The 22,072-nt window shown below is 66.3% G+C and carries 20 protein-coding genes; 6 read left to right on the plus strand and 14 right to left on the minus strand.

Going from position 1 to position 22,072, the window contains the following annotated elements; all coding sequences use genetic code 11:
* The first annotated feature begins 11 nt into the window (after positions 1 to 11).
* Positions 12 to 1,121: a C4-dicarboxylate TRAP transporter substrate-binding protein gene (locus BCY78_RS03195; protein WP_068297788.1), complete on the plus strand. Its 1,110-nt coding sequence runs from the start codon at positions 12 to 14 to the stop codon at positions 1,119 to 1,121.
* 60 nt (positions 1,122 to 1,181) lie between these two features.
* On the opposite strand, the gene BCY78_RS03200 is transcribed toward BCY78_RS03195, so the two are convergent.
* Positions 1,182 to 2,594, minus strand: coding sequence for a hypothetical protein (locus BCY78_RS03200; protein ID WP_083194791.1), 1,413 nt, complete (start codon positions 2,592 to 2,594; stop codon positions 1,182 to 1,184).
* Positions 2,595 to 2,725: 131 nt separating this feature from the next.
* Here BCY78_RS03200 and BCY78_RS03205 point away from each other — a divergent pair, with 131 nt between their 5' ends.
* The 4 genes from BCY78_RS03205 to BCY78_RS03220 all read left to right on the plus strand — a co-directional run bounded on the left by BCY78_RS03205 (position 2,726) and on the right by BCY78_RS03220 (position 6,772).
* Positions 2,726 to 3,457 carry a FadR/GntR family transcriptional regulator gene (locus BCY78_RS03205; protein WP_068297789.1) on the plus strand — a complete coding sequence of 244 codons (732 nt, stop codon included), beginning with the start codon at positions 2,726 to 2,728 and terminating at the stop codon, positions 3,455 to 3,457.
* Between the two features lie 63 nt (positions 3,458 to 3,520).
* Entirely contained in the window at positions 3,521 to 4,678 is a 1,158-nt protein-coding gene (locus tag BCY78_RS03210) for an acyl-CoA dehydrogenase family protein (RefSeq protein WP_068297795.1), read from the plus strand.
* The gene (locus tag BCY78_RS03215) at positions 4,675 to 5,799 is read left to right on the plus strand and encodes a CaiB/BaiF CoA-transferase family protein (RefSeq protein ID WP_068297798.1); all 1,125 of its coding nucleotides are present in this window, start codon (positions 4,675 to 4,677) and stop codon (positions 5,797 to 5,799) included. The genes BCY78_RS03210 and BCY78_RS03215 overlap by 4 nt, the downstream gene beginning before the upstream one ends.
* A complete protein-coding gene (locus BCY78_RS03220) occupies positions 5,789 to 6,772 on the plus strand; it encodes a nitroreductase family protein (RefSeq protein WP_068297801.1) in 984 nt (327 codons plus the stop codon). The genes BCY78_RS03215 and BCY78_RS03220 overlap by 11 nt, the downstream gene beginning before the upstream one ends.
* A 50-nt stretch (positions 6,773 to 6,822) precedes the next feature.
* Here BCY78_RS03220 and BCY78_RS03225 read toward each other — a convergent pair whose 3' ends face one another.
* Genes BCY78_RS03225 through BCY78_RS03255 form a run of 7 tightly spaced genes read right to left on the minus strand, consistent with a single transcriptional unit; the run spans position 6,823 to position 13,434 of the window.
* Positions 6,823 to 7,794, minus strand: a complete 972-nt coding sequence (locus BCY78_RS03225) for a PDR/VanB family oxidoreductase (RefSeq protein WP_068297804.1) — start codon at positions 7,792 to 7,794, stop codon at positions 6,823 to 6,825.
* Positions 7,791 to 8,981: a CaiB/BaiF CoA-transferase family protein gene (locus BCY78_RS03230; protein WP_068297806.1), complete on the minus strand. Its 1,191-nt coding sequence runs from the start codon at positions 8,979 to 8,981 to the stop codon at positions 7,791 to 7,793. The genes BCY78_RS03225 and BCY78_RS03230 overlap by 4 nt, the downstream gene beginning before the upstream one ends.
* Entirely contained in the window at positions 8,978 to 10,198 is a 1,221-nt protein-coding gene (locus BCY78_RS03235) for a CaiB/BaiF CoA-transferase family protein (RefSeq protein ID WP_083194793.1), read from the minus strand. Before BCY78_RS03235 ends, BCY78_RS03230 begins: the two co-directional genes overlap by 4 nt.
* Positions 10,195 to 11,517, minus strand: a complete 1,323-nt coding sequence (locus BCY78_RS03240; RefSeq protein WP_068297813.1) for a Rieske 2Fe-2S domain-containing protein — start codon at positions 11,515 to 11,517, stop codon at positions 10,195 to 10,197. The genes BCY78_RS03235 and BCY78_RS03240 overlap by 4 nt, the downstream gene beginning before the upstream one ends.
* 55 nt (positions 11,518 to 11,572) lie before the next feature.
* Positions 11,573 to 11,896 carry a hypothetical protein gene (locus BCY78_RS03245; protein WP_068297815.1) on the minus strand — a complete coding sequence of 108 codons (324 nt, stop codon included), beginning with the start codon at positions 11,894 to 11,896 and terminating at the stop codon, positions 11,573 to 11,575.
* An 18-nt stretch (positions 11,897 to 11,914) separates the two neighbouring features.
* The gene (locus tag BCY78_RS03250) at positions 11,915 to 13,015 is read right to left on the minus strand and encodes a hypothetical protein (RefSeq protein WP_068297817.1); all 1,101 of its coding nucleotides are present in this window, start codon (positions 13,013 to 13,015) and stop codon (positions 11,915 to 11,917) included.
* Positions 13,012 to 13,434, minus strand: a complete 423-nt coding sequence (locus BCY78_RS03255; protein ID WP_068297820.1) for a zinc ribbon domain-containing protein — start codon at positions 13,432 to 13,434, stop codon at positions 13,012 to 13,014. The genes BCY78_RS03250 and BCY78_RS03255 overlap by 4 nt, the downstream gene beginning before the upstream one ends.
* A gap of 65 nt (positions 13,435 to 13,499) precedes the next feature.
* Here BCY78_RS03255 and BCY78_RS03260 point away from each other — a divergent pair, with 65 nt between their 5' ends.
* Positions 13,500 to 14,501, plus strand: coding sequence for a CaiB/BaiF CoA-transferase family protein (locus tag BCY78_RS03260; RefSeq protein WP_083194794.1), 1,002 nt, complete (start codon positions 13,500 to 13,502; stop codon positions 14,499 to 14,501).
* 398 nt (positions 14,502 to 14,899) lie between these two features.
* Here BCY78_RS03260 and BCY78_RS03265 read toward each other — a convergent pair whose 3' ends face one another.
* From BCY78_RS03265 to BCY78_RS03290, 6 genes are all read right to left on the minus strand, one after another.
* Complete coding sequence (locus tag BCY78_RS03265) at positions 14,900 to 16,222, minus strand: FAD-binding oxidoreductase (RefSeq protein WP_068297827.1); 1,323 nt, start codon at positions 16,220 to 16,222, stop codon at positions 14,900 to 14,902.
* Positions 16,222 to 17,259: an ABC transporter ATP-binding protein gene (locus tag BCY78_RS03270; RefSeq protein ID WP_068297830.1), complete on the minus strand. Its 1,038-nt coding sequence runs from the start codon at positions 17,257 to 17,259 to the stop codon at positions 16,222 to 16,224. The genes BCY78_RS03265 and BCY78_RS03270 overlap by 1 nt, the downstream gene beginning before the upstream one ends.
* Positions 17,256 to 18,269, minus strand: coding sequence for an ABC transporter ATP-binding protein (locus tag BCY78_RS03275; protein ID WP_068297834.1), 1,014 nt, complete (start codon positions 18,267 to 18,269; stop codon positions 17,256 to 17,258). The genes BCY78_RS03270 and BCY78_RS03275 overlap by 4 nt, the downstream gene beginning before the upstream one ends.
* Before the next feature lie 10 nt (positions 18,270 to 18,279).
* Positions 18,280 to 19,197: an ABC transporter permease gene (locus BCY78_RS03280; protein WP_068297835.1), complete on the minus strand. Its 918-nt coding sequence runs from the start codon at positions 19,195 to 19,197 to the stop codon at positions 18,280 to 18,282.
* 14 nt (positions 19,198 to 19,211) lie between these two features.
* Entirely contained in the window at positions 19,212 to 20,162 is a 951-nt protein-coding gene (locus BCY78_RS03285; protein WP_068297836.1) for an ABC transporter permease, read from the minus strand.
* Between the two features lie 212 nt (positions 20,163 to 20,374).
* Entirely contained in the window at positions 20,375 to 22,042 is a 1,668-nt protein-coding gene (locus BCY78_RS03290) for a peptide ABC transporter substrate-binding protein (protein WP_068297837.1), read from the minus strand.
* Positions 22,043 to 22,072 lie beyond the last annotated feature (30 nt).

Here is a 22,072-nt window from a genome sequence, read left to right on the forward strand (position 1 = left end):
AGGAGGAAGACATGAAGACGCTTTTGCGCGCCACGACGGCGCTGGCGGTGTTCGGGCTGACGACGGCACCGGCTTTCGCCAACGAATACAACTATGCGACATTCGTCCCGCCACAGGCGGCCAACAACACCATCGGCTTGCAGCCTGCCTTTGACGCCATCAACGAGGCGACCGACGGCGAGGTGGAAATCAAGATCTTCGCGGGCGGACAACTTCTGGGCGGGCAGGACATGCTGGCCGGCGTCCGTGACGGCATCGCCGATCTGGGCTTCGTGATCCCGGTCTACGCGCCCTCCGACCTGCCCAACTCGGTGGTGATTTCGGACATGATGCCCTATGGCGCCGATCCGATCGCCGTCGCCGGGGCCTCGCTGCAGACGATGCTCATGGATTGCCCGCAATGCCGCGATGAGTTCGCCGACAACAATCTGGTGTTCCTCGGCGGTCATGTGCCGACGCCTTACCGGCTCCTGTGCCGAGAGAATGTCTCAAGCCTCGCCGATATCGAGGGGCTGCGGATGCGCGGTGGCTCGGGGGCGATGTCGCGGATCGCGCAGGCGCTCGGCGGGACGCCGGTGAACATGGGGGCGGGCGACATGTACGAGGCGCTCGAGCGCGGTCAGCTGGATTGCGTGGTCGGTCCGATCGCCTGGCTGCGCCAATATTCGCTGGGCGAGGTGATCGGCTCGGTCCTCGGCGAACCTTTGGGCGTGCTGGGGGGGCTCGGCCTCGTTACCTGGAACCGCGACGCCTGGGACGGCTTGAGCGCGGAGCAGCAGCAGGCCGTGCTGCGCGAAATGCCGGGTATCGTGGCCCGCGCCACCATCGACGGATATATCGCCGACGACAACGATGTCCGGGCCGAATACGAGGGTCGCGTCACCTTCAACGATTCCGTGCCCGAAATCCGCGAGGCGCTGGACCGCATCAACGCCGAAGGGCTGCCCGACATCATCACCGCCGCCCAGGCCCGGGGGGCAACGGATGCCGAGGCCATCACCGAGGCCTATCAGCGCAACCTGGCCCATTGGCAGCAGCTTGCCGCGGAACGCATCCACGGAGATCCCGAGGCCCTTGCGCAGGTGCTGTGGGACGAGATCTACAGCCAGATCGACTTCTGACACCGGAGTGTGGTTGGGAGAGACAGGGCCGGCACCGCGTGTGCCGGCCTTATTCGTGGTTCAGAGGAGACGCTCCCAGATCAGCAGCGCCACGATGATCAGCCCGAGGAAGCTGAGCGTGAACACGCCATTCCAGCGCCAGCCGACGACGCTGGTGGGCTGGCCAGTCTCGGCCGCTGCGATCGCGACGGTGGAGGTCATCGGCGACAGCATCGCCGCGGCAACCCAGCCGCCCAGCGTCGCCACCATCAACATCGGCTCGGGCATGGCAACGCCCGAGGCGATCACCGCACCGGCGCAGGCCGAGCCGCTGATCATCGGCGAGATGCCGGCCAAGCTGACCAGCGTGATGGTGATTGCCACCAGTGCGCCCAGCCGCCCTGGCCCCAACGACAACAGGTTCACGAGGTCGCGGACGGCCTCTGGCGGGATCATCTGCGCGACGATCAGACCCAAAAAGCCTGAGGCGACCAGAAGACCGATCTCGTTCGCCGAGCCGGGCAGCGCGCGCACCGTCTGCGCCGCCAGCGAGCGCGCGCGTCCGGGGGCAGGGCCGTCTTCGGTCAACAACACCCAGAGGAGGGCCATGAGCGGGATCACCATCAGGATCGCCGCTCGCATCGGGATGCCAGCAACGGCATCCAGCGCCGCGGCGCTGCCGGTGATGGCCAGAACCAGCGCCAGCAGGGCCAGAATCGCCGACCAGGCCCCTTCGCCCGCGGGAGGCGGGAAGGGTGCCGCGGGCCGGGGGCCCATGCGGTCGAACCCCCAGCCAAGCAGGGTGAAGGCCGCCAGCATCGCCAGCCCGTAGGGAAGATAGCCCAGCCAATCGAGGGTCGGCATCAGCGGAATGAGCAGGTTCACCGCCAGCCCGACCGGCGACCAGAGCACGGTGCCGTTGAAGCCGCGGATCACCGCGCAGGCGATGCGCCGGCTGCGAATCTCGGCCGCACGCGGCGAGGCGGCGGGCGCGTCCCGCTGACCCAGCGCGATCCCCAGCAACAGCTGGTAGCCGCCGATGTTCAACAGGATGCCAAGAAGCTGTGCCCCCGTCGCGAGGAAGGCATAGCGGCGGGCCGGGGGTTGCTGCACCACGAAGCGCGCCGCGACTCCGACCTGACGGGATCGCTGTGCCGCGACCCTCAGCACGGTCATCACCGCCAGCAAGGCCGGCAGATACAGCGCCCGGCTCAAGGCTAGGGCGAGAGCGTCCGCCGTGCCTCCGCTCGCCAGAAACCCCAGCGCCATGAGCAGCGCTGCCAGCAGCATGGCCCGCGCATTGAAGCGGATCGCAGGCCAGCGAAGGGCGACATGCAGCAAGACCAGCGCCCCGGCCATCACGGCAAAGCCATGCCGATGGCTGAGCATGTCCGCCAGCGTGAACAGCGCGGCGGCTCCGATCGCCGCGGCGGCGATCCGCGAGCGGCCATCGGATCCGATGGGCGAGGGCGCCGGGGAGGGGGACTCTGTCATCGCGGCTCCAAATCTATATTTGGACCTACCAATGATGCCTACGCGACGCAAGGCCGATTGCACTGGCCCCGCTGGCCCCGTCATGGCAAGGTGGTCGCCTGTTCACGTCCTGCAAGCATACGGAGACTCTCATGGCCAAGGCAGCGGGCGACGCCCTGTTCGACCCCGTCCGCAGTGATCGCACCTTCGAGATCGTCGTCCAGCGCATCCGGGACAAGCTGGCCGCCGGCGAGTTGCGGCCGGGCGACAAGCTGCCGGCCGAGCGGGAGTTGGCCAAGCAGCTCGATGTCAGCCGCAATGTCGTGCGTGAGGCCCTGCGGGCGCTGGAGAATGCCGGCATGTTGAAGACCCGAAAGGGCGCGCATGGCGGCGCCTTCATCGAAGAGGGCAGTGCGGCGCGCATCAGTGCCGCGCTGAACGATCTGGTGATCCTCAACGCGATAAGCCTCGATGATCTGCTGGAAGCGCGGGTGATGATGCTCGGCATGGTGCTGGACCGGCTCGCGCAATCGGGAAAGGCGCCGGACCTTTCCGCGCTGGAGGCCAATGTCGCCGCCACCGCCGAGGCCGTTGCGCAGGGCGAGGCCTCGAAGCGCGTGCCTCTGGCGCGAGCCTTCTATCACGAGATCGCGGCACTGACCGGCAATCGGGCTCTGGAATTCACCATCGATGCTCAGACCGAGATGATCCAGACCTACCTGCGCCTGCGCGTGGCCGACATGGACGGCGAAAAGCTGGTGAATTCGCGTCGCGCCTTCCTGTCGCATCTGCAGGCGGGGCGCTTCGAGGACGCGAAGGCCGAACTCTCTGAGCATCTGGACCGCGTTCATCGCCGCCTCTGGAGCACCCCTCAAAGCACCTGATTCCAACATTGACTCGCATTGGTAGGTCCATTACACCTTTGGTTAGCCAGAGGAGGACAGGCCATGTTGGATAGCACCCATATCGATGAAGACCTGCTGATGTTCCGCGACACCGTGCGGCGCATGGCGGAGAAGGAAGTCGCGCCGATCGCCGCGAAGATCGACCAGGACGACCACATGCCCCATTCGCTGGTGCCGATCTTCGGCGACCTCGGGCTGATCCAGATCATGGTCCCCGAGCAATACGGCGGCCCCGGCGGCACCACGACCATGGCCTGCATCGCCAAAGAGGAAGTCTCGCGCGCCTCGTTCGCGGTTTCGCATCTGGTCGGCGCGACCTCGATCGCCATGGCGCTGCCGCTCGTGCATTTCGGCACCGAGGAACAGCGCCAGCGCTACCTGCCGGAAGTCGCCCAAGGCCGCATCCTGTCCTGCATCGGCCTGACCGAACCGCATACCGGCTCGGATGTCTCGGGCATCAAGACCTCGGCCCGCAAGGAGGGCGATGACTACGTCATCAACGGCCAGAAGGTCTTCATCACCAAGGCCGATCAGGCGAAATACATCCTGCTCTTCGCCCGCACGGCCGAGGGCAAGGGCCATGACGGCATCTCGTCCTTCCTCATTCCGATGGACACGCCCGGCATCACCATCGGCGGCAGCCCCAAGAAGATGGGCCTGCGCGGCATCAAGAATTGCGACCTGTTCTTCGAGAACGTGCGTGTCCCGGCCGACACGATGATCGGGGCCGAGGGGCAGGGCTTCAAGAACGCGATGGGCGTGCTGAACATGAACCGCCCGACCGTGGCCGCGGCCTCGATCGGCATCGCGCAGGCGGCGCTGGACGCCTCGCTCGCCTATGCCAAGGAGCGCGTGCAATTCGGCCGCCCGATCGCCGAGTTCCAGCTGGTGCAGGCCATGCTGGCCGACATGGCGATCCAGATCGAAGCCGCGCGCGCCATGCTCTATCAGGTGACGGCGCTCATCGACCGCGATGCGGCGAACCCGCAGGTGCCGATGCTGGCCTCGATGATCAAGACCTTCGCCTCGGATATGGCGATGAAGGTCACCACCGACGCGGTGCAGGTCTTCGGTGGCGCGGGCTATCTGCAGGACAACCCGGTCGAGCGGTACATGCGCGACGCCAAGGTCTGCCAGATCTACGAGGGCACGAACCAGATCCAGCGTCTGATCATCGCCCGTGCGATGCTGAAGGGATGAGCCCGCGCCCCATCCGGGTGCTCGACTTCGGTCAGGTGATGGCAGGCCCGCTCGCGGGCCGCCTGATGGCCGATGTCGGCGCCGAGGTCATCAAGATCGAAACCCCCGAGGGCGATGCCATGCGTGGCCGCCCGCCACTGCGGGACGGGCATTCGGCGTATTTCGGCACGCTCAACGCCGGCAAGCGCAGCGTCGTCCTGGACCTCAAGACCGAGGCTGGCCGGCGCGACGCCTTCGCGCTCGCGAAGACTGCCGATGTGGTGCTGGAGAACTTCCGTCCCGGTGTCATGGCGCGTCTGGGCCTGGGTTACGGCGCTCTGTCGGCGGTCAATCCCGGTCTGATCTATTGTGCCATCTCGGGGTTCGGCCAGCAGGGCGAAGGCGCCAAGCGACCCGCCTATGCGCCGATGATCCATGCGGCCTCGGGGCTTGATCTGGCGCTGATGGATTTCTCGCCGGGGGCCGAACGTCCGGCGCCGACGGGCATGTTCTTCGCCGATGTGCTGGCTGCAGTTTACGCCTGGGGCGCGGTGCAGACGGCACTGTTCGAGCGCGAACGCACCGGGCAGGGCCAGATCGTCGATGTCGCGCTGATGGACAGTCTGATCTCGATGATGATCTACGAATGTCAGGAGGCGCAATTCCCGCAGGCCCGCAAGCGCCATGTCTATATCCCGGTTCGCACGGCCGATGGGTTCGTGATCGTCGTACCGCTGTCGGGCAAGAATTTCGCGGCCATGCTGGAGGTGCTGGGCAATCCCGACTGGGGGCAGGATACGCGCTTTGCCACTCCGGCGGGGCGCGAGGCGAACTGGGCCGAGATCATGGATCGGGTCGAGCTCTGGACCGCGAGCCGCAGTTCGGACGATTGCGAGCGGCTGTTCATGGCCGCGGGCGTGCCTTGCTCGCGCTATCGGACCGTGGCCGAGGCGCTGGCCGATCCCGTTTCGGTCGAACGTGGGATCACAGGCCAGGTCGAGGACGGCGCGGGCAGTTTCGATGTGCCGAATCCTCCCTTCCGCATGTCCCTGACCGAGGCCCATGTCCGCCGTCACATCCCTGCATTGGGCGAGGGCACCGAGGAGATCCTCGGCGCGCTCAGGGTCCGCGATGACGGCTGAGGCCGGCCGTCGCGTCGCCTCGGCGCGCGGTGCGGCCGGGTTCTGGTCCCGCCTTCGGGCCGAGGGTGCCTTCTGGCAGGGAGTGGTCTATGATGCGCTGCGCTTTCGACGGCACGCTTGGCTGCACCGCGTCCGCAGCCCGGAAAGCCGCAACGCGCGGATGCTGGCGGATGCGCATTTCCTCGAATACGGGATGGCGCTGCGCGAGGCGCGTCCCGGCTTCGGTCTCGCCCGCTCGGAGCGGCTTGCCGGGGACCTGATCGAGGGTGGTCAGCACGAGGCAGCGGGACAGATCGGTCTGGCAACGCTGCGCGATTGGGCCGCGTTCAATCGGGGCACGACCCTGCCGGACGGCATCGCGCCGGCGCTGGCGTTGCCGGGCGGCGAGGACATCGCCGCGGGCGTTCGCCAGACGGACGGAGGTGGCGCGTTCGGCGACTACCTCGCCTTTGCCCGATCGCGTCACTCGGTCCGGCAATTCGCGCCCGGCCCGGTGCCCGAGGCCGCCATCCGGCGCGCTGTCGCAGCGGCGCAGGCCGCGCCCTCGAGCTGCAACCGCCAGACCTGCACCGCCCATGTCTGGACCGACCGCGCGCTGATCGATCGGGTGCGCCGCCATCAGGCCGGTAACCGCACCTTCGGACACGAGCTGGGCGGGATCGCCGTCATCACCTCGGACCTTCGCCATTGGGAACATGCGGGCGAACGTTATCAACCCTGGATCGACGGCGGGCTCTTTGCCATGTCGCTGTGCCACGGGCTCCATGCCGAGGGGCTGGGCACCTGCTTCCTGAACTGGTCGGTCACCCCCGCCACCGACCGGGGTCTGCGCGCGGAGCTGGGGCTCGACGAGACGCAGCTGGTGATCGTTCTCCTGGGCTTCGGGCTGATGCCGGACCGGGTCAGCGTCTGTGCCTCACCCCGATTGCCCGAGGGCGAGGCGCTCCGGCTCAACCCGCCGCTGGCCGACTGAAACGAAACGGCCCCGTCGGATGGACGGGGCCGTTCTCAGTGGCGCCTTGCTCACAGGTCCAGCACCAGCCTTGCGCTTTTCGAACCCGAGCAGCAGACCATGATCGTGTCACCATGGGCGCGTTCCTCGTCGGTCAGGATCGTATCCCGGTGATCCGGGCGCCCCTCGATCACGCGCGTCTCACAGGTGCCGCAGGTCCCCTCTGTGCAGGCGAAGGGCACCGAGACGCGGTTGGCGATCAGCACGTCGAGGATCGTCTTGCCCGCATCGACATGCAGCACCTTGCCCGATCGGTTCAGTACTACGTCGAATCCGCCCTCGCGCGCGGCTTCCTCGCGGGCGGAGAAATACTCGGCATGGACGCGATCCTTCGGCATGCCTTTCGCCGAGACCTCATAGGCGGCGAGCATCGGCTCGGGCCCGCAGCAGTAGAAATGCGTACCGGGCGCAGCACCGGCGAAGATCCCCGCGATGTCCAGCAGCGCACCTTTCGCCTCGTCATCGAAATGCGTGGTCAGCCGACCCTGGCCGCCGCTGGCCGCGACGCTTTGGGCGATCTCGGCCAGAAAGGCGGCGGCGCTGCGTTTGCGCGCGGCATAATGCAGGTGCCAGGGCCGGCCTGCTTCGGTCAGGCGGCGCACCATCGCCAGCATCGGCGTGATGCCGATCCCGCCCGCGATCAGCACCGATTGCGCCGCGCCCTCGTCCAGCGGGAAGTTGTTCTTCGGCCGCGACAGCCGCAGCTTGTCACCGACACGCAGCGTCCCGTGCACATAGGCCGAGCCACCCCGGCTGGAAGGATCACGGTGCACGGCGACGGTGCAAACGGATGTCTGGCCGTCGAGGGCCTGCGTCAGGCTGTAGCTGCGGCGCAGGTCATCCGACAGGATCAGGTCGACATGGGCCCCGGGTTCGGCGCGGGGCAGGGGCGAACCGTCCAGCGTCTCGAAGCCGACCGACAGCACCGTATCGGCCTCGAAGCGCATCTGCTTCACCCGGACCGGAATTTCGGCCTCGCTCATTGCAGCAATCCTTCCTGCTTGAACCGCGCGATGTCCTCGGCACCGAAGCCCAGGACGCGGGTCATCACCGCTTCGGTATGCTCGCCCAGCCGGGGCGAGGCAAAGCGCAGCGCGCTCGGGGTCTTCTCGAAGCGATAGGCGGGGCCGTTGTATTTCAGTCGGCCCATCTCGGCGTGATCGAGCGGCCAGAAATGGCCATGCGCGTTCAGAACCTCGTCCTCCAGCAGATCGGAGGCCTTGTTGGCCACCCCCGCCGGAACCCCCGCTGCACGGCATTGCGCCATCAAGGCGAAGGCGTCGCGGGTCGCGGTCGCCTCGGCCACGGCGGCGCTGTCCAGCGTCTCCAGACCCAGGATCGCCCGCAGCGCGTCTGCCTGCGCCTCGGTCACGGCTTCAAGGGCAATCCAGCGTTCCTCACCCTTGCAGGGGAAGACGCCGTGCAGCAGTGACCCGGCCTTGGCGTCGCCCTGCCGCGTGATCTCCGCGCCGGTCACCTGATAGGCCAGCAGCTCGGGCGCCAGCAATTGGGCCGTCGCCTCGATCTGGCTGAGTTCGACATGCTGCCCCTCGCCCGTCTTCTCGCGGTGGATCAGCGCCGCGACCAGCGCCGACAGCGCATAGCGCGGCGAGACACTGTCGGAATAGGCACCCTTGGGCATTGCCGGCGGCCGGTCGGGCCAGCCGGTCATACCGTGGCCCCCCGCCAGCGCCTGCCCCTGCGCGCCATAGCCCGGATGCCGCGCCCAGGGCCCTTCCGAGCCATAGAGTGACGAAGACAGCATGACGATCCGGGGATTGATCGCCTTGAGGCTGGCGTAATCGAGGCCCCATTTCTTCATCACGCCGGGGCGGAAGCTTTCGGCCACGACATCGGCCCATTCGATCAGCGGGCGGATGATTTCGATCGCTGCCGGGTTGCTCATGTCGACCGAGATCCCGAGCTTTGAGGAATGAAAATCCGCGAAGAAGCCCGAGCGGTTGATGCCCGGCTTGTCGTCGATGAACGGCCCGCCCAGCCGGATTGAATCCGGGTGTTTGAAGCTTTCGACCTTGATCACCGTGGCGCCGTTGTCGGCCAGCTGCTTGGTCACGATGGGCCCTGCGGCTGCCCAGGTGAAATCGGCGACCTTGAGCCCGGCGAAAAGGCCGCTGGCCTCGGTGGTGACCTGTGTGAGGGCATCCGTCATGCCGGGCTTCCTTGGCTGAGCGACGTCAGGACCGCCGCGGTATCGGCGCCCGGCCGCGGGGCCGGACGGAGCGTGGCGAGTGGCGTCGCCGAGAGATTGGCCCATCGCGCGGGCAGGTCGAGCTTCAGGCCGCGGTCAGGATCGTCGAGCGGGCGGAAATAGCCGCGCGCACGGAATTGCGGGTTGTCGAAGACGCCGGCGACGGACGAGATCGGCGCCAGCAGGATGCGCTCGCGCACCGAGCGGGCCATCAGCTCATCGGTGGTTTTCGAGGCGATGAAGCCCATGATGACCGCGGTGACGGCGTCGTAATCCTCTTGCGGAATGAAGAACTGGCCGTCGCCGTTCCAATCGTGGCGGGTCAGGATCGGGTCGGTGATCCCGTCCTCGGCCATCCAGGCGATCAAGGCCTCGTAGGATTTGATCCGCGCAGAACCGCCACCGCCCCCGACCGGGCCGAAGAAGACGTAGCCGTCCTGTGTTTCCCAGACCAGCCGGGTGAAGAAGCGGTTGGCGCGTTCCTTGCGGATCGCCCCGCCGCGCATTTCGTTGAGGCCGAGGATCTGCCAGGCCATCGTCGAGTTGAGCAACGTCCAGACGATGCAGGCCTGTACCGAGACATCGACGCGCTGGCCCTCGCCGGTCTTCAGCGCGTGCCAATGCGCCATCAGCGCCGCCGAGGCCGCTTCGACCCCGCCCTGGATCGCGCCAACGGGCAGGCTGATCCGCACCGGCGGGCGGTCGACGTCGCCGTTGAGGTACAGATGCCCCCCCAGCGCCTGCAGCACCGTGTCGGTCGCGGCGTATCGCTCGTAGGGGCCGCCGCGGCCGAAGGGCAGGATCTCGCACCAGACCAGCGCCGGGTTGGCGCGCCGGGCCACCGAGGCCAGCCGGTCCATCGTGTCCAGATCCAGCCGCTCCCAGTCCGTGACCAGGATGTCGGCCCCGGCGCAGAGCGCGGCGAACCCGGCTTCGTCCGCCAGCGGGTCCAGGGTGACGCTGCGCTTGCCATGGTTATAAGCCAGCCAGGCGGCGCTTTCCTCGCCCAGAGCGGTCGGCACGAGCGGCAGGGAACGGCGGAAATCCTCGCCGCCCTCGGGCTCCAGCTTGATCACCTCGGCGCCGAGATCGGCCAGCACGCGGCCACAGACCGCTCCTGCCAGCGCCGAGATCTCCAGCACCCGCGTCCCTGCGAGGGCTCCCGATGTCGCGCTCATAGCTCGTACCCGAAACCTTCGCCCAGCCGCGCCGTCATCGGTCCGCGCCCGGCTTCGTCCCACAGTTGGTCCTTGGGCAATTTCATCGACACAGCCCGCACCATATAGAGGTCGGGATCGGCGAACCGTTCAGGGCGCTGTCCGCTCTCGGCGAAGGCATGGGCGGTTTCCAGCAGCATCCGCCGGGTCATCGCGATCCCGGTGTCCGAGGTGCACAGATGCTCGAGCGTCCGGTCATAGACCCGGAGCACGCCGGACTGGCAGGCTGCGTCCTGCACCCAAAGACCCGGCAGCCCCGAGAACCAGGTCGTGCGCTGCGCCTCGGGGTCGAACTGATAGCCCGTTTCGCGCCGGTATTTCGAGATGTAGCGCCCGTAGGGCACCAGCGCGCCCTTGTCCTCGAAGGCATTGACGCTGGCATGGCCCGTCTCGCGGCCTTTGTGGCCGTTGACGAAGATCTCGCGGCTTTTGTCATACATCGGCTGGGTCGGGTGATAGCTGAACATCAGACACAGCGTGTTCTCGTCGTCGATCGGCACCCAGGCGTGGCCCGAAAGCTCGGGATAGTTCGATTGCGGCGGCACCAGCGAGTAGAAGGGCATGATGAACTGGTTCACGCGCCAGTAGAGGGTGTCGTCGTCCAGCACCCGGCGCGAGGCGATCGACATGCCGAATTCCTGCCGCATGCATTCGAAGGTCGGCCGCAGGTCGCGCTTGGCGACCCATTGGTCGATCGAGCCGCCCTGATCGATGCGGCCGTGAAGGATCGGCGCATGGGCGCTGTCGATCTCGCCTTCCAGCGCCTGCAGCCAGTTGCATTCCTGTACTCGGAAGCTGACGACCACATTCTCCTCGGGCACCATGTTCCATTCGAGATTGGGCAGCGGCGGGCGGCTTTCCTCGGGCTCGGAGCCCATATAGGTCCAGACCACGCCGCCCCGCTCCACGCAGGGATAGGACTTGATCCGCACCCGCTCTTTCAGGCGCGAGCGGACGGGTTCGGCGGGCATGTCGGCGACCTTGCCGTCCACGCCGAATTTCCAGCCGTGATAGACGCAGCGCAGGCCGCAATCCTCGTTGCGGGCAAACGCCATCGGCGCGCCGCGGTGCGGGCAGATGTGATCGACCAGCCCGACGTTGCCCGCCGTGTCGCGGAAGGCCACCAGCGTCTCGCCCAGCAGCCGCACGGTCTGCGGCTGGCCGTCCTTTTCCAGATCCTTCGAGGCCATGAACGGCAGCCAATAGAGCCGCATCATCCCGCCCATCGTGGTGCCCGGGCCGACCCGGACCAGCGTCTCGTTGTCATCGTGCGAAAGCATGGTATTTCCTCCTGTTCCCTGCGCCGCATGCCCCCCGGGGGCGGCGCCAATTCTGTCAGCCGGCGGCCAGATCGCTGCCGTCGCGGTCGAGCTGGCCCTCGACCAGCGCCCCGAGGCCCAGATGCCGGGCCCACCAGCCCTGATCGGTCGTCTCCAGCGGCCGGCGCGGCACCGGCGGCGGATCGCCGGCCTGCAACCGGCGCATGATCTCGGTGATGCGCGCCCGCTCGAGGTCGATCAGAGCCCTTTCGACATCGTCATGTTCCGCCGCGACGGTGCCGAGCTCGGGGTAGCGCAGCCGCCGCGTCCAGCGTCCATCACGCTCGACAGCCTGCGCTTCCAGCAGATAGGGCACGGACAGGTACTCGCGGACTTTCATGGCATTCCCTCAATGGATTCAGACGTTTACCGGCTCGAGCAGCACGAAGGAGCTGTCATCGTAGGGGCCCACCTGCACCAAGGCCGGCCCCATCGCCTGCTGGCGCAACCCGGCGCGACCCGAGGCCTGCAGATAGGCTTCGCGCAGATGACCCATTCCGTGCAGCCGCCCTTCGCCGAGCGCACCGCCGGCGGTGTTGAGCGGCAGGCGCGCCCCGTACTCGCCATTGCCATCGCGCAGGAAGGCCGGTGCACCACCGGGTTCGGTGAGGCCGAGGCCATCGAGCCATTCCCAGACCATCGACGAGAACCCGTCATAGAGCTGCGCGGTCTTCAGATCCGCCGGACCGCGCCCGCTCATGGACCACAGCGCCTCGGGCCGGGCGAAGCCGCTGAAGCCGGTAACCCGTGCGGGCGTGGCACCTTGGGGCAGATCCTTCTCGCGGCACATGAGGAAGGCTTGCGCGCCGCAGATCGGCAGATCGCAATCGAACAGCCCGTGCGGCTCGGCGATCATCCGGCCGCGCGAGTAATCCTCAAGGCTCAAAGGCTTGTCGCGCCAGATTGCCTGCGGGTTCAGGGCGGCATGGCGCCGCGACAGATCGACGATGGCGAAAAGATCGTCGCGTGTGGCGCCGTGCCGCGTCATGTAGGCCCACGCGCGCGCCGCGAAACGGGCGCCCGCGGTGGTGTAACCATAGGGTTTGGTGAATTGGTCGGCCCCGAACACCGGGCCCGAGGTTCCCGTCGCGTAATCGAGGCCCGGCGCAACGTACAATGCCCGAAGGCCCAAAACGAAACGGCATGTCCCTGCCTGCAAGGCATGCGCGGCCGAGGCGACCATATCCGTCGGATAGCGGCGATACAGATCCGCACCCCAGGTGAGGCGCAGGCCCATCAGGCCGGCCACGGTCTTGAGCGAGATCTCGTCCCCGCCCTCGGCATGGGGCGATCCCGCATTGGTCGCGAAAGGCGCACCGACATAGCCGTCGATCTCGTCGCGCCGGATGCTGGCGTCGGCAAGGGCCGCCAGCGCCGCCTCCAGTGCGAAGGCCGCGATGCCGCGATCGCTGCGCTTCTCGAGGGTTGAACTGCCGAAACCGGCGATCACCACTGTCATGCGCGGTCCTCCGGCGGAAGCACCACGGCAAAATGCGCGTCACCCTCCGCGGGCGAGAAGCCGAGGTGGAGGATCGCATCCGGGAGCGCACCATCGGTGACGCCCTGTTCGTCAAGGGCGATCAACACGATGCGGGGATCTTCAAACACCGCGCATTCGACGAGGGTCAAAGGGCCCGTCCGCCCCGGCAACGGTTGCAGATGCAGCCGTGTCCGGCCCTTGAGCATGACCCGTCCGGAAAGGCGTTCCGCAAGCAACGTATCGCAAAGGCAATCGGGGCAGCGGGGCGCCAGCGGCGGGGCGAGCCGACCGCAGCCTTGGCATCGCCGCAACACCAGCGCGCCCTCGGCGGCCCCCTCCCAGAAGGGGCGGGTTTCGGCGGTCGGGACAGGCTGCGGCCGCTGCGGTTTATGGGTCATCGACTGGCTCATTGAATCAATATATATAATGGACTGACCATTTAAGCAATCCACGGAGCGAAAAATTGGACAGACCATTGAATGGCGTTAAAGTTGTTGAATTCGAAGGACTTGGACCGGCGCCCTTCGCCGCGATGTGCTTGGCCGATATGGGCGCCTCGGTCATCCGCATCGGCCGTCGAGCCCCGGAGGCGCCGGATCTATGGCTGGACCGCGACCGAGAGGTTCGCGTCCTCGACCTCAAGTCTGCGGCGGGACGGGATGCGGCGCTGGCCTTGATAGCCGACGCCGACGTGCTGATCGAAGGGTTCCGCCCCGGCAAGATGGAGGCCCTCGGTCTTGGCCCGGCCGAGGCTTTTGCCGTCCAACCGGGACTGATCTACGGGCGGATGACCGGGTGGGGGCAGGAGGGTCCGATGGCGGGCCTTGCCGGACATGACCTCAATTTCCTCGCGATGACCGGGCTGCTGTCGCTGATGGGATACGAAGATCGACCGCCGACCCCGCCGCTGAACCTGATCGCGGACTTCGGCGGCGGTGGCCTGTATCTCGCCTTCGGGATCGTCTGCGCCCTGCAACAGGCGCGGGTGAACGGCAAGGGGACCATCATCGACGCCGCCATGGTGCATGGCACAAGCCATCTCGCCACCTTCGTGCACGGGCGGAGGGCTCAAGGGCGCTGGGTCGATCGGCGCGAGTCGAATGCGCTTGACGGCGGTGCACCGTTCTATCGGGTCTATGACTGTGCAGAGGGTGGCTGGATGGCGGTCGCGGCCGTCGAGCCGCAATTCTGGAAGGCCGTGGTCGAGGTGCTGGCGCTGCCCGAAGATTTCATCGCCCACCAAGGCGATCGCTCTCACTGGCCTGCCATGATCGATCGCGTGGCCCAATGTTTCAAAACGCGGTCTCGATCCGAATGGGAGGCCGCATTCGACGGCATCGATGCCTGCGTCTCTCCCGTCTTGTCGATGGAGGAAGCGAGTGCTCATCCGCAGTTGCGAGATTATTTCGAACCGGCAGGCGTAGCTCGCCGGCCCAGGTCCGCACCGCGTTTCGTCCAGCCATGATGCCGCAGATCATGCACTAGCGCGCATTGGATCGGCTCGATCAGTCTTCGGCAACGAGCCGATCTGCGGTCCTGGAATGCTCATGCGATCGAGCGACCACAGACTGGCCCAGGGGTCGGACAACACCGGCTGAATGTGCCCCGGATGCAGAAGAAGGTCTAATCATCCGTTTTGTGTAACTTTCAGACGCTTTCCTAGCGGCCAACCCTGCTTCCGCCCCATCTTTGAAGATACGAAACTGCGGTGGCCGATCATTCGCTACGATCGGGCAGCAGCTCGATCGTAGCCTTACCGTCAAGAACGGCGCCCGAGCCTGCCGCGTGCCGTCACGCCCGGTGGTAACGCGGCGGTGTGCATGTGCGTCCTGCTGCTTCCGGGTTCGACGTCACATCGTCAGGTCAAGCGTGAGGTGGCAGTTCCACCCCGTCGCGCATCGCCGCGATGCGGTCTTGCAGATTGTACCATCGCAGAACCATGCCGGGGGCGAAGGACATGTAGGGCGGCGCGGATTTCAAGCGCTCGACCGGCAGGGCCAGTTCCGGCTCCGGGGTGCCTTCGGCCCAATCGGCAAGGATCCCGCCCAGCATCGTGCCTGTCGGGACTCCGCGCCCCGAGAGACCGGTGCAGGCGAGTGCCCCCGGCCCAAGGGCATAGAGTCGGGGGATGGTGTTGCGCTGCATGTCCAGCTCGCCGGTCCAATAATAGTCCCAGCGTGTGGTCTCGGGTACCTCGGGGTGAAGCCAGCGCAGCCGGTCCATCAGCATCTCGCGCGTGAAATCGAGGTCCCGACCACGCCGGCCGACCGGAAACATCGAGGCGACGATCCGCCCTTCGCGGTTGTACTTGTAGACGAATATGTCACCGCGCCCGTCGTGCATGGTGCCGTCGAAGGGAATGACCCGCGCGCGGACCCCTTCGGGCAGGGGCGAGGTCGCGGCGAGGATCACCTTCTTGATGCGGAAGGTCTTGTCGAGACCCTGCCATCCGCCGTCGGTATAGGCCCCGGTGGCCATGATGACCTTCTCGGCATCGACCACACCCTGATCGGTGCGGACATGCCAGCGCTGGCCCTGACGTTCGACCTTGGACACCTTTGAACTGGTATAGAGCTCGGCACCTTCCTGCAGCACGGCCCGGGCGAGGCCTCGGGCATAACCCAGCGGGTTCAGGTGGCCGCCCTGCTTCAGAAGCCACCCGCCGTAGAAGCGGGAGGACCCGGTGAGCCTGCGTGCCTCCTCGGCATCGACGATGCCAGAATCCAGTCCGACCGAGGCATAGGCGTCGGCCTTCTTGCGCACGCGTTCGACCCGGGAGGGGGTCAGCGCGCCCTGAAAGTAGCCGTTCTGCTTCCACTCGCAGGAGATCTGATAGTCCTGAATATAGCGAGCGGCGATGTCCGCACCGGCCGTCTGCCGGGCGATCAACCGATTGGCGCGTTCGAGACCCAGAAGCTTGCGCAATTCATCGAGCGAGAAATAGGAGAAGGTGGGTGTGCAATGGCCGGCGTTACGACCGGAGCCGCCAAAACCCGCCTCCTGTGCTTCCAGCAAGACGACATCATGCCCGCGTTTGCGAAGCTCGATGGCACTGCTCATGCCAGTATAGCCGCCGCCGACGATGCAGATGTCGGTCTTCACCCGACCTTCCAGCGGGCCGGTCGCGGGGGCGGGCATGGCTGTGGCATGCCACAACGTGGTGTCAAAGGGGGAAAAGCTGGGCATCACACAGGGGTCCTGATCCGGGGGGAGGGGGTTTCGGTGACGGCGGGCGTCAGAGACAGATCGTCTCGCAGGCAGGCCGTGAAATGGCTCGCGCCTCGGCCTGCGGGCGCGGGGCGAAGCGCGGGCCGCTCCTGCGCGCATTCGGGCAGGGCATGGGCGCAGCGGGTGCGGAACACGCAACCCGAGGGCGGGTTCAGCGGGCTTGGCGGTTCGCCTCGCATGGCGATCCGGGCCCGGCGTGGGCCTGCCTTGGGTTGGGGCGCGGCCGACAGAAGGGTCTCGGTATAGGGATGCGCCGGCGCGGTGAACAAGGCGCGGGTCGGCGCGATCTCCATGATCTGACCGAGATACATCACCGCCACTCGGTCGGCGATATGGCCGACCACGGCGAGGTCGTGGGTGACGAACAGAAGGGTAAGGCCCAATGTCTGCCGGATCGACGAGAACAGGTTGAGCACCTGCGCCTGTACCGAAACATCGAGCGCCGAGACGGGTTCGTCGGCAACGATGAACTCTGGCTTGACCATCAAGGCACGCGCAATGCCGATCCGCTGGCGTTGTCCGCCCGAGAATTCATGCGGGAAGCGCTCGAAGGCGCTGCGCGACAGGCCGACGCGCTCCAGCGTCTCGGCGGCCTCGTCGCGGCGCTGCGCCGCGCTCAGCTCTGGGGCGTGGAACCGCAGGGGCATGGTCAGGCTATCCTCGACCGTCATGCGCGGGTTGAGCGATGAGAACGGGTCCTGAAACACCATCTGCATGCGCCGCCGGTAGGGATGAAGCCCCGCATGGGTCAACCCGGCGATGTCCTTGCCGTCATAGATCACCGAGCCCGACGTGGGTTTCTCCATCATCATCAGCGTCCGCCCGAGCGTGGACTTGCCGGACCCGGATTCGCCCACCAGACCCACGACTTCGCCGCGCTGGATCTGCAGGTTGACGCCGTCGACGGCCTTCACGGCAAGGGATTGCCGCCCCAACAGGCCGTGCCGGATCGGATAGTGTTGCTTGAGGTCGATGCAATCGATCAGGGGCTTCATGCCGGAACCTCCGGGACAAGGGACAGGTCGGGCGCCCTGAGGCAGCGCACCGGATGCGCAGGGCGGCCATGCGGCAGCAGTTCCGGCATGCGCTGGTCACACAGGCCGGGGCGGAATTGCGGACAGCGGGGGTGAAAGCTGCAACCGGCCGGAAGTTTGTCGGGGCTGGGAACGAAGCCCTCGATCGTGCCGAGAGGACCCTTGGACTGCCCTGCATCCTCGAATCTGGGGACCGAGGCGAGCAGGCCGCTGGTGTAGGGCATCCGCGGTCGTTCGAGCACCGCACCAAGGCTGCCCTCCTCGACGATGCGGCCGGAATACATGACCATGACCCGCTCGGCGATCTCGGCGACGACGCCGAAGTCATGGGTGATGAACAGCATCGCCATGCCGGTCCGCTTCTGAAGGTCGCGCAGCAGGTCGAGGATCTGGGCCTGCACCGTCACGTCCAGCGCTGTCGTCGGCTCGTCCGCGATCAGGAGTTCCGGCTCCAGCGCCAGCGCCATGGCGATCACCACGCGCTGCCGCATGCCACCCGACATCTCGTGCGGGTAGGCCATCATCCGACGTTCGGGATCCGGAATGCCGACCATCCGCAGCAGCTCCAGTACGCGGGCCCGGATCGCGGTACGATCCATCTTTCGGTGAAAGCGGATTGCCTCGGCGATCTGGTCGCCGACCCGATGGACCGGGTTCAACGAGGTCAGCGGCTCCTGGAAGATCATTGCGATCCGCGGCCCTCTGTAGGCGGCCATCTGCGGTTCGGTCAGGGCCAGCAGGTCCGTGCCGCCCATGCGGATCTGGCCGTCGATCCGGCAACGCGGCGCTTCGGGCAACAGGCGCATCAACGCGAACGAGGTTACCGACTTGCCCGAGCCGGATTCGCCGACCAGCGCCAAGGTTTCGCCGGGGTGGATGTCAAAATCGACCCCGTGCACAACCTGGGTTTCGCGCCCGTCGCCCTTGAAGCGGATGGTCAGGTTGCGCACGGAAAGGATGGGGTCGCTCATCGCAATCTCCTCAGTTGACGGAGCGGGCGTCGAGCGCATCGCGCAAGCCGTCCCCGATGAAGTTGAACGACGTCACCGCCAGCGTGATCGCGACGCCGGGGACGATGGCAAGCCAAGGTGCGCTGTCGAGATATTGCTGCGCGTTGTTCAACATGTTGCCCCAACTCGGCAGCGGCGGCTGGATCCCGTAGCCGAGGAACGAGATATAGGCCTCCAGCAGGATCGCGCGGGCCACGGTCAACGTCGCGGCGACGATGATCGGGCCCATGATGTTGGGCAGGATCTCGCGGAACATGATCCACCAATGCGGCGCCCCGATCATCCGCGCGGCGATGGTGAAATCGCGCCCGGCCTGACCCCGGACCTCGGCTTCGACGATGCGGGCAACTTCCATCCACGAGGTCACCGCGATGATCAGCGTGATCATGGTGGGCGAGGGGCGCAGGAAGGCCGCCAGTGTCAGCATCAGGAAGATGGAGGGGAACGACAGAAAGGCATCGGTGACCCGCATCAATCCGACGCGGCTCCAGCCTCCGAAGTAGCCGGCGACAAGACCGATGGCGGTGCCGATCAACGTTGACAGCACCATTGCGAGAAAGCCGACCGTCAACGAAATCTGCCCGGCCGAGAACAACCGCGCGGCGATGTCGCGTCCCAGTGGATCGGTGCCGAAGATATGCGCGCCGGTCAGCGGTGGCGAGAAGCGTGCGCGCAGGTCGATATAGAGCTCGTCATAGGGGAGCAGATAAGGGCCGATGAAGCAGGCCAGCGTCAGCACGATGATCGTGACCAGCCCTGCCATGGCCAACCGGTGGCGCATGAACTTGCGCAGGCGCGGATTGCGGGCAAAGCGTCGAAGCGCGGATGTGCGGGTCGGAACTGAGGTCGTGGCGGGGGAGGAAAGCGGGGCGGTCTGCGGATTGGACATGGGCTTTCTCCGATTCAGCCGAGGCGGATGCGCGGGTCGGCAAAAGCGACCCCGATATCGGCAAGGAAGTTTCCGATCACCGTGAGAATGGCCGAGAACATCAGCAGACCCATGATGACGGGGTAGTCGTTGTAGCCAAGGCTATCGATGAACAGCCGGCCCAGGCCCGGCCAGGTGAAGACTGTCTCGGTGACCAGAGCTCCGCCGATGATGGTGGGCAGCTGAAGGCCGGCCAGCGTGATCATCGGGATCAGTGCATTGCGCACGATATGAGCGCTGACGATGCGCCAGCGGGGCAGGCCCTTGGCTCGAGCCGTGCGGACGAAATCCTGATGCATCACGTCCAGCGTCGCGGTCCGCATGTAGCGGCTCCAGATCGCAACATTGACCAGCGCCAGAACGAGCGAGGGCATGATCAGGTGGATCAGGTAATCGCCAAGGCTCTGATCTCCGACGGTGTACATGCTGCCTGCCGGCAGCCAGCCCAGTTCGAGCGAGAAGATGAAGATCGCCACCAGACCGAACCAGAAGGTCGGAATCGACAGCGCGATCATCGCGCCGACCGTGGCCATGTAGTCGAAGATCGAATAGCGTTTCAGGGCGCCCAGCACACCGACCATGGTTCCCAGCGCGATGGCGATGGCCGTCGAGGTGCCCATCAGCAGCAACGTCGCGCCTAGATGCCGCCAGACCACGTCCAGCACCGGGCTCTGGTCGCGATAGCTTCGGCCCCAGTCCCCGGTCAGCATGTTCCCCAGCCAGTCGAGGTATTGCACCGGCAATGGCCGATCGAGGCCCATTTGGTGGGCGATGCGGTCCAGATCGGCCTGGCTCATGCCCGGGGTCATCGCGTATTGCGACAGCGGGCCGCCGGGCGCGAGGTTGATGACCGCGAAGCCGATCATCGACACGATGAGGATCAGCACACAGCCCTGCAGGATTCGATTGACGAGAAAGCGCAGCATGGGGGGCCTCCGGGGGCGCGAGAGAGCGGGGAGGGGGCCCCGGAACTCAAAGGTTCCGGGGTCTTGAGGATGCCCGGCGGGAGAGACGCCGGGCATCGGGACTTCGGGCCGGGGCGGAAGGGCAAGCTCGGGTTGGGACCGGGACCTCGGAGGAGGATCAGGTTCCGACCGACAGGCCTGCGCCGTCCGAGGGACCCGACGCGGGGGTCAGGTCAAGCCCAGCTCCAGTCCTGCATGTTCCAGAAGGTGATGCGGACGTTGATGTTGGGTTCGTAGCCCTGCAGGGCCTCGGCATGGCCCCGGACTTCGTTGCGCTGGAACAGCGGCAGGAAGGGAAGCTCCTCGCGGATGGTCTGCTGGATCTCGGCATAGATCGGCTTGCGCGCCTCGGGCGAGACGGTGGTCGCGCCTTCGATCAGCAACTCGTCCACGCGCGGGTCCGAGAACTGGAAGGTGTTCTGGCCGGCCCCGCCCTGCGCGTTGATGGCGTTGGTGTGGAAATAGTCGGTCGTGTCGGGATCGGGTCCGGTCAGGAAGATGATCCCGGCCACGGCCATGTCGAATTGCGACTGCATCCAGTGATCCGACCACATGACCGCCGGCGGCAGGTTCGCGATCTCCATCTCGATGCCCATGTCCAGCCAGCTTTGCTGCAGGAACTGCTGCAGTTGTTCGCGGACGTGGTTGCCGGCCGTCGTCGAGCACACGAAGCTCAGCCGCTGCCCGTCCTTGACCCGGATGCCATCGCTGCCCGGAACCCAGCCCGCGGCTTCGAGGATAGCCTTGCCTTCCTCGGGGTCATAGACATGGGTGGGCAGGGTATCGTCGTAGTAGAAACTCTGCTGCGGCATGTAGGTTTCCGTCGCCGTCGGCAGTCCGTAGTACAGGGCGTCGATCACCGTCTGCTTGTCCACGCCCAGATACAGGGCCTGACGCACGGCCTTGTCGGCAAGAACCGGGTTCGCGAGGTTCAGCGAGAGTGTCTCGACCGTGCCGACGGGAACCAGCACGACCTCCTTGCCGGGCAGGGCCGTCGCCTCGGCGTAATGGTCGGGGGAGATGCCCTGCAGCGCGATGACGTCGATCTCGCCGGTGCGGAACTGGGTGTAGAGGACGGTCAGATCGGGGACGTATTTCACCACGACGCGCTCGATCGAGGCACCGTCGCCGTAGTAATCCGGGTTTGCGACCAGCTGGATGTTGTCGCCCGGCGCGCGGCTGTCCCATTTGTAGGGGCCGGTGCCGATCGGTGACTGGTTGAACGGCGCCTCGTTGGGGTCGACGCCTTCGCCGAAGGCGTGCTTCGGGATGATGAACGTCCAGCTGAGGATCGCCATGTAAGGCGCAAATGCCGACGACATCTTCCACGTCAGCTCGGTGTCCGACACGACAGTGATCTCTTCGATCAGCTCGTGGCCGGTGCGGCGCGCGGCGCGGAAGTTCTCGTCTTTCTGCAGCTCCAGCGTGAATTTCACATCCTCGGCCGTCAGCGGCGTGCCGTCATGCCAGGTCACCCCCTCTTTCAGCCGGATGCGCCATTCGGTGCCATCTGCCGAAACGCCGCCGTTCTCTACCGTCGGAACCTCGGTCACCAACCGCGGCGCAAAAGTGCCATCAGGCTCGACCGAGAAAAGCGGGTCGAAGATGGCCCAATGAATGCCCTCATCGACCTCGATATGCAGCAGGTGCGGGTTGAAGACGGTCGGTTCCTGGCTGATGCCGACGATCACCTGACCGCTGGCCTGTGCCTTGGCACCGCGGGGGAAGCCACCCAGGCCCAGGCCTGCAGCGGCGATCATGGTCATGCCCAGAAAACCACGACGCGACGGATGGGTCATCGGGCTCTTGGGGTCGAACGGTTTCAAGGGGGTCTTCTTCATCGTCTGTCTCCTGTCGGGGGTGAGGGGCGT

Source organism: Pararhodobacter sp. CCB-MM2 (assembly GCF_001691415.1).
GTDB lineage: Bacteria > Pseudomonadota > Alphaproteobacteria > Rhodobacterales > Rhodobacteraceae > Pararhodobacter.

Coding starts and splice junctions, on each gene's coding strand:
- BCY78_RS03195 (WP_068297788.1), top strand. CDS start 12: ATGAAGACGCTTTTGCGCGCCACGACGGCGCTGGCGGTGTTCGGGCTG.
- BCY78_RS03200 (WP_083194791.1), bottom strand. CDS start 2,594: ATGACAGAGTCCCCCTCCCCGGCGCCCTCGCCCATCGGATCCGATGGC.
- BCY78_RS03205 (WP_068297789.1), top strand. CDS start 2,726: ATGGCCAAGGCAGCGGGCGACGCCCTGTTCGACCCCGTCCGCAGTGAT.
- BCY78_RS03210 (WP_068297795.1), top strand. CDS start 3,521: ATGTTGGATAGCACCCATATCGATGAAGACCTGCTGATGTTCCGCGAC.
- BCY78_RS03215 (WP_068297798.1), top strand. CDS start 4,675: ATGAGCCCGCGCCCCATCCGGGTGCTCGACTTCGGTCAGGTGATGGCA.
- BCY78_RS03220 (WP_068297801.1), top strand. CDS start 5,789: ATGACGGCTGAGGCCGGCCGTCGCGTCGCCTCGGCGCGCGGTGCGGCC.
- BCY78_RS03225 (WP_068297804.1), bottom strand. CDS start 7,794: ATGAGCGAGGCCGAAATTCCGGTCCGGGTGAAGCAGATGCGCTTCGAG.
- BCY78_RS03230 (WP_068297806.1), bottom strand. CDS start 8,981: ATGACGGATGCCCTCACACAGGTCACCACCGAGGCCAGCGGCCTTTTC.
- BCY78_RS03235 (WP_083194793.1), bottom strand. CDS start 10,198: ATGAGCGCGACATCGGGAGCCCTCGCAGGGACGCGGGTGCTGGAGATC.
- BCY78_RS03240 (WP_068297813.1), bottom strand. CDS start 11,517: ATGCTTTCGCACGATGACAACGAGACGCTGGTCCGGGTCGGCCCGGGC.
- BCY78_RS03245 (WP_068297815.1), bottom strand. CDS start 11,896: ATGAAAGTCCGCGAGTACCTGTCCGTGCCCTATCTGCTGGAAGCGCAG.
- BCY78_RS03250 (WP_068297817.1), bottom strand. CDS start 13,015: ATGACAGTGGTGATCGCCGGTTTCGGCAGTTCAACCCTCGAGAAGCGC.
- BCY78_RS03255 (WP_068297820.1), bottom strand. CDS start 13,434: ATGACCCATAAACCGCAGCGGCCGCAGCCTGTCCCGACCGCCGAAACC.
- BCY78_RS03265 (WP_068297827.1), bottom strand. CDS start 16,222: ATGCCCAGCTTTTCCCCCTTTGACACCACGTTGTGGCATGCCACAGCC.
- BCY78_RS03270 (WP_068297830.1), bottom strand. CDS start 17,259: ATGAAGCCCCTGATCGATTGCATCGACCTCAAGCAACACTATCCGATC.
- BCY78_RS03275 (WP_068297834.1), bottom strand. CDS start 18,269: ATGAGCGACCCCATCCTTTCCGTGCGCAACCTGACCATCCGCTTCAAG.
- BCY78_RS03280 (WP_068297835.1), bottom strand. CDS start 19,197: ATGTCCAATCCGCAGACCGCCCCGCTTTCCTCCCCCGCCACGACCTCA.
- BCY78_RS03285 (WP_068297836.1), bottom strand. CDS start 20,162: ATGCTGCGCTTTCTCGTCAATCGAATCCTGCAGGGCTGTGTGCTGATC.
- BCY78_RS03290 (WP_068297837.1), bottom strand. CDS start 22,042: ATGAAGAAGACCCCCTTGAAACCGTTCGACCCCAAGAGCCCGATGACC.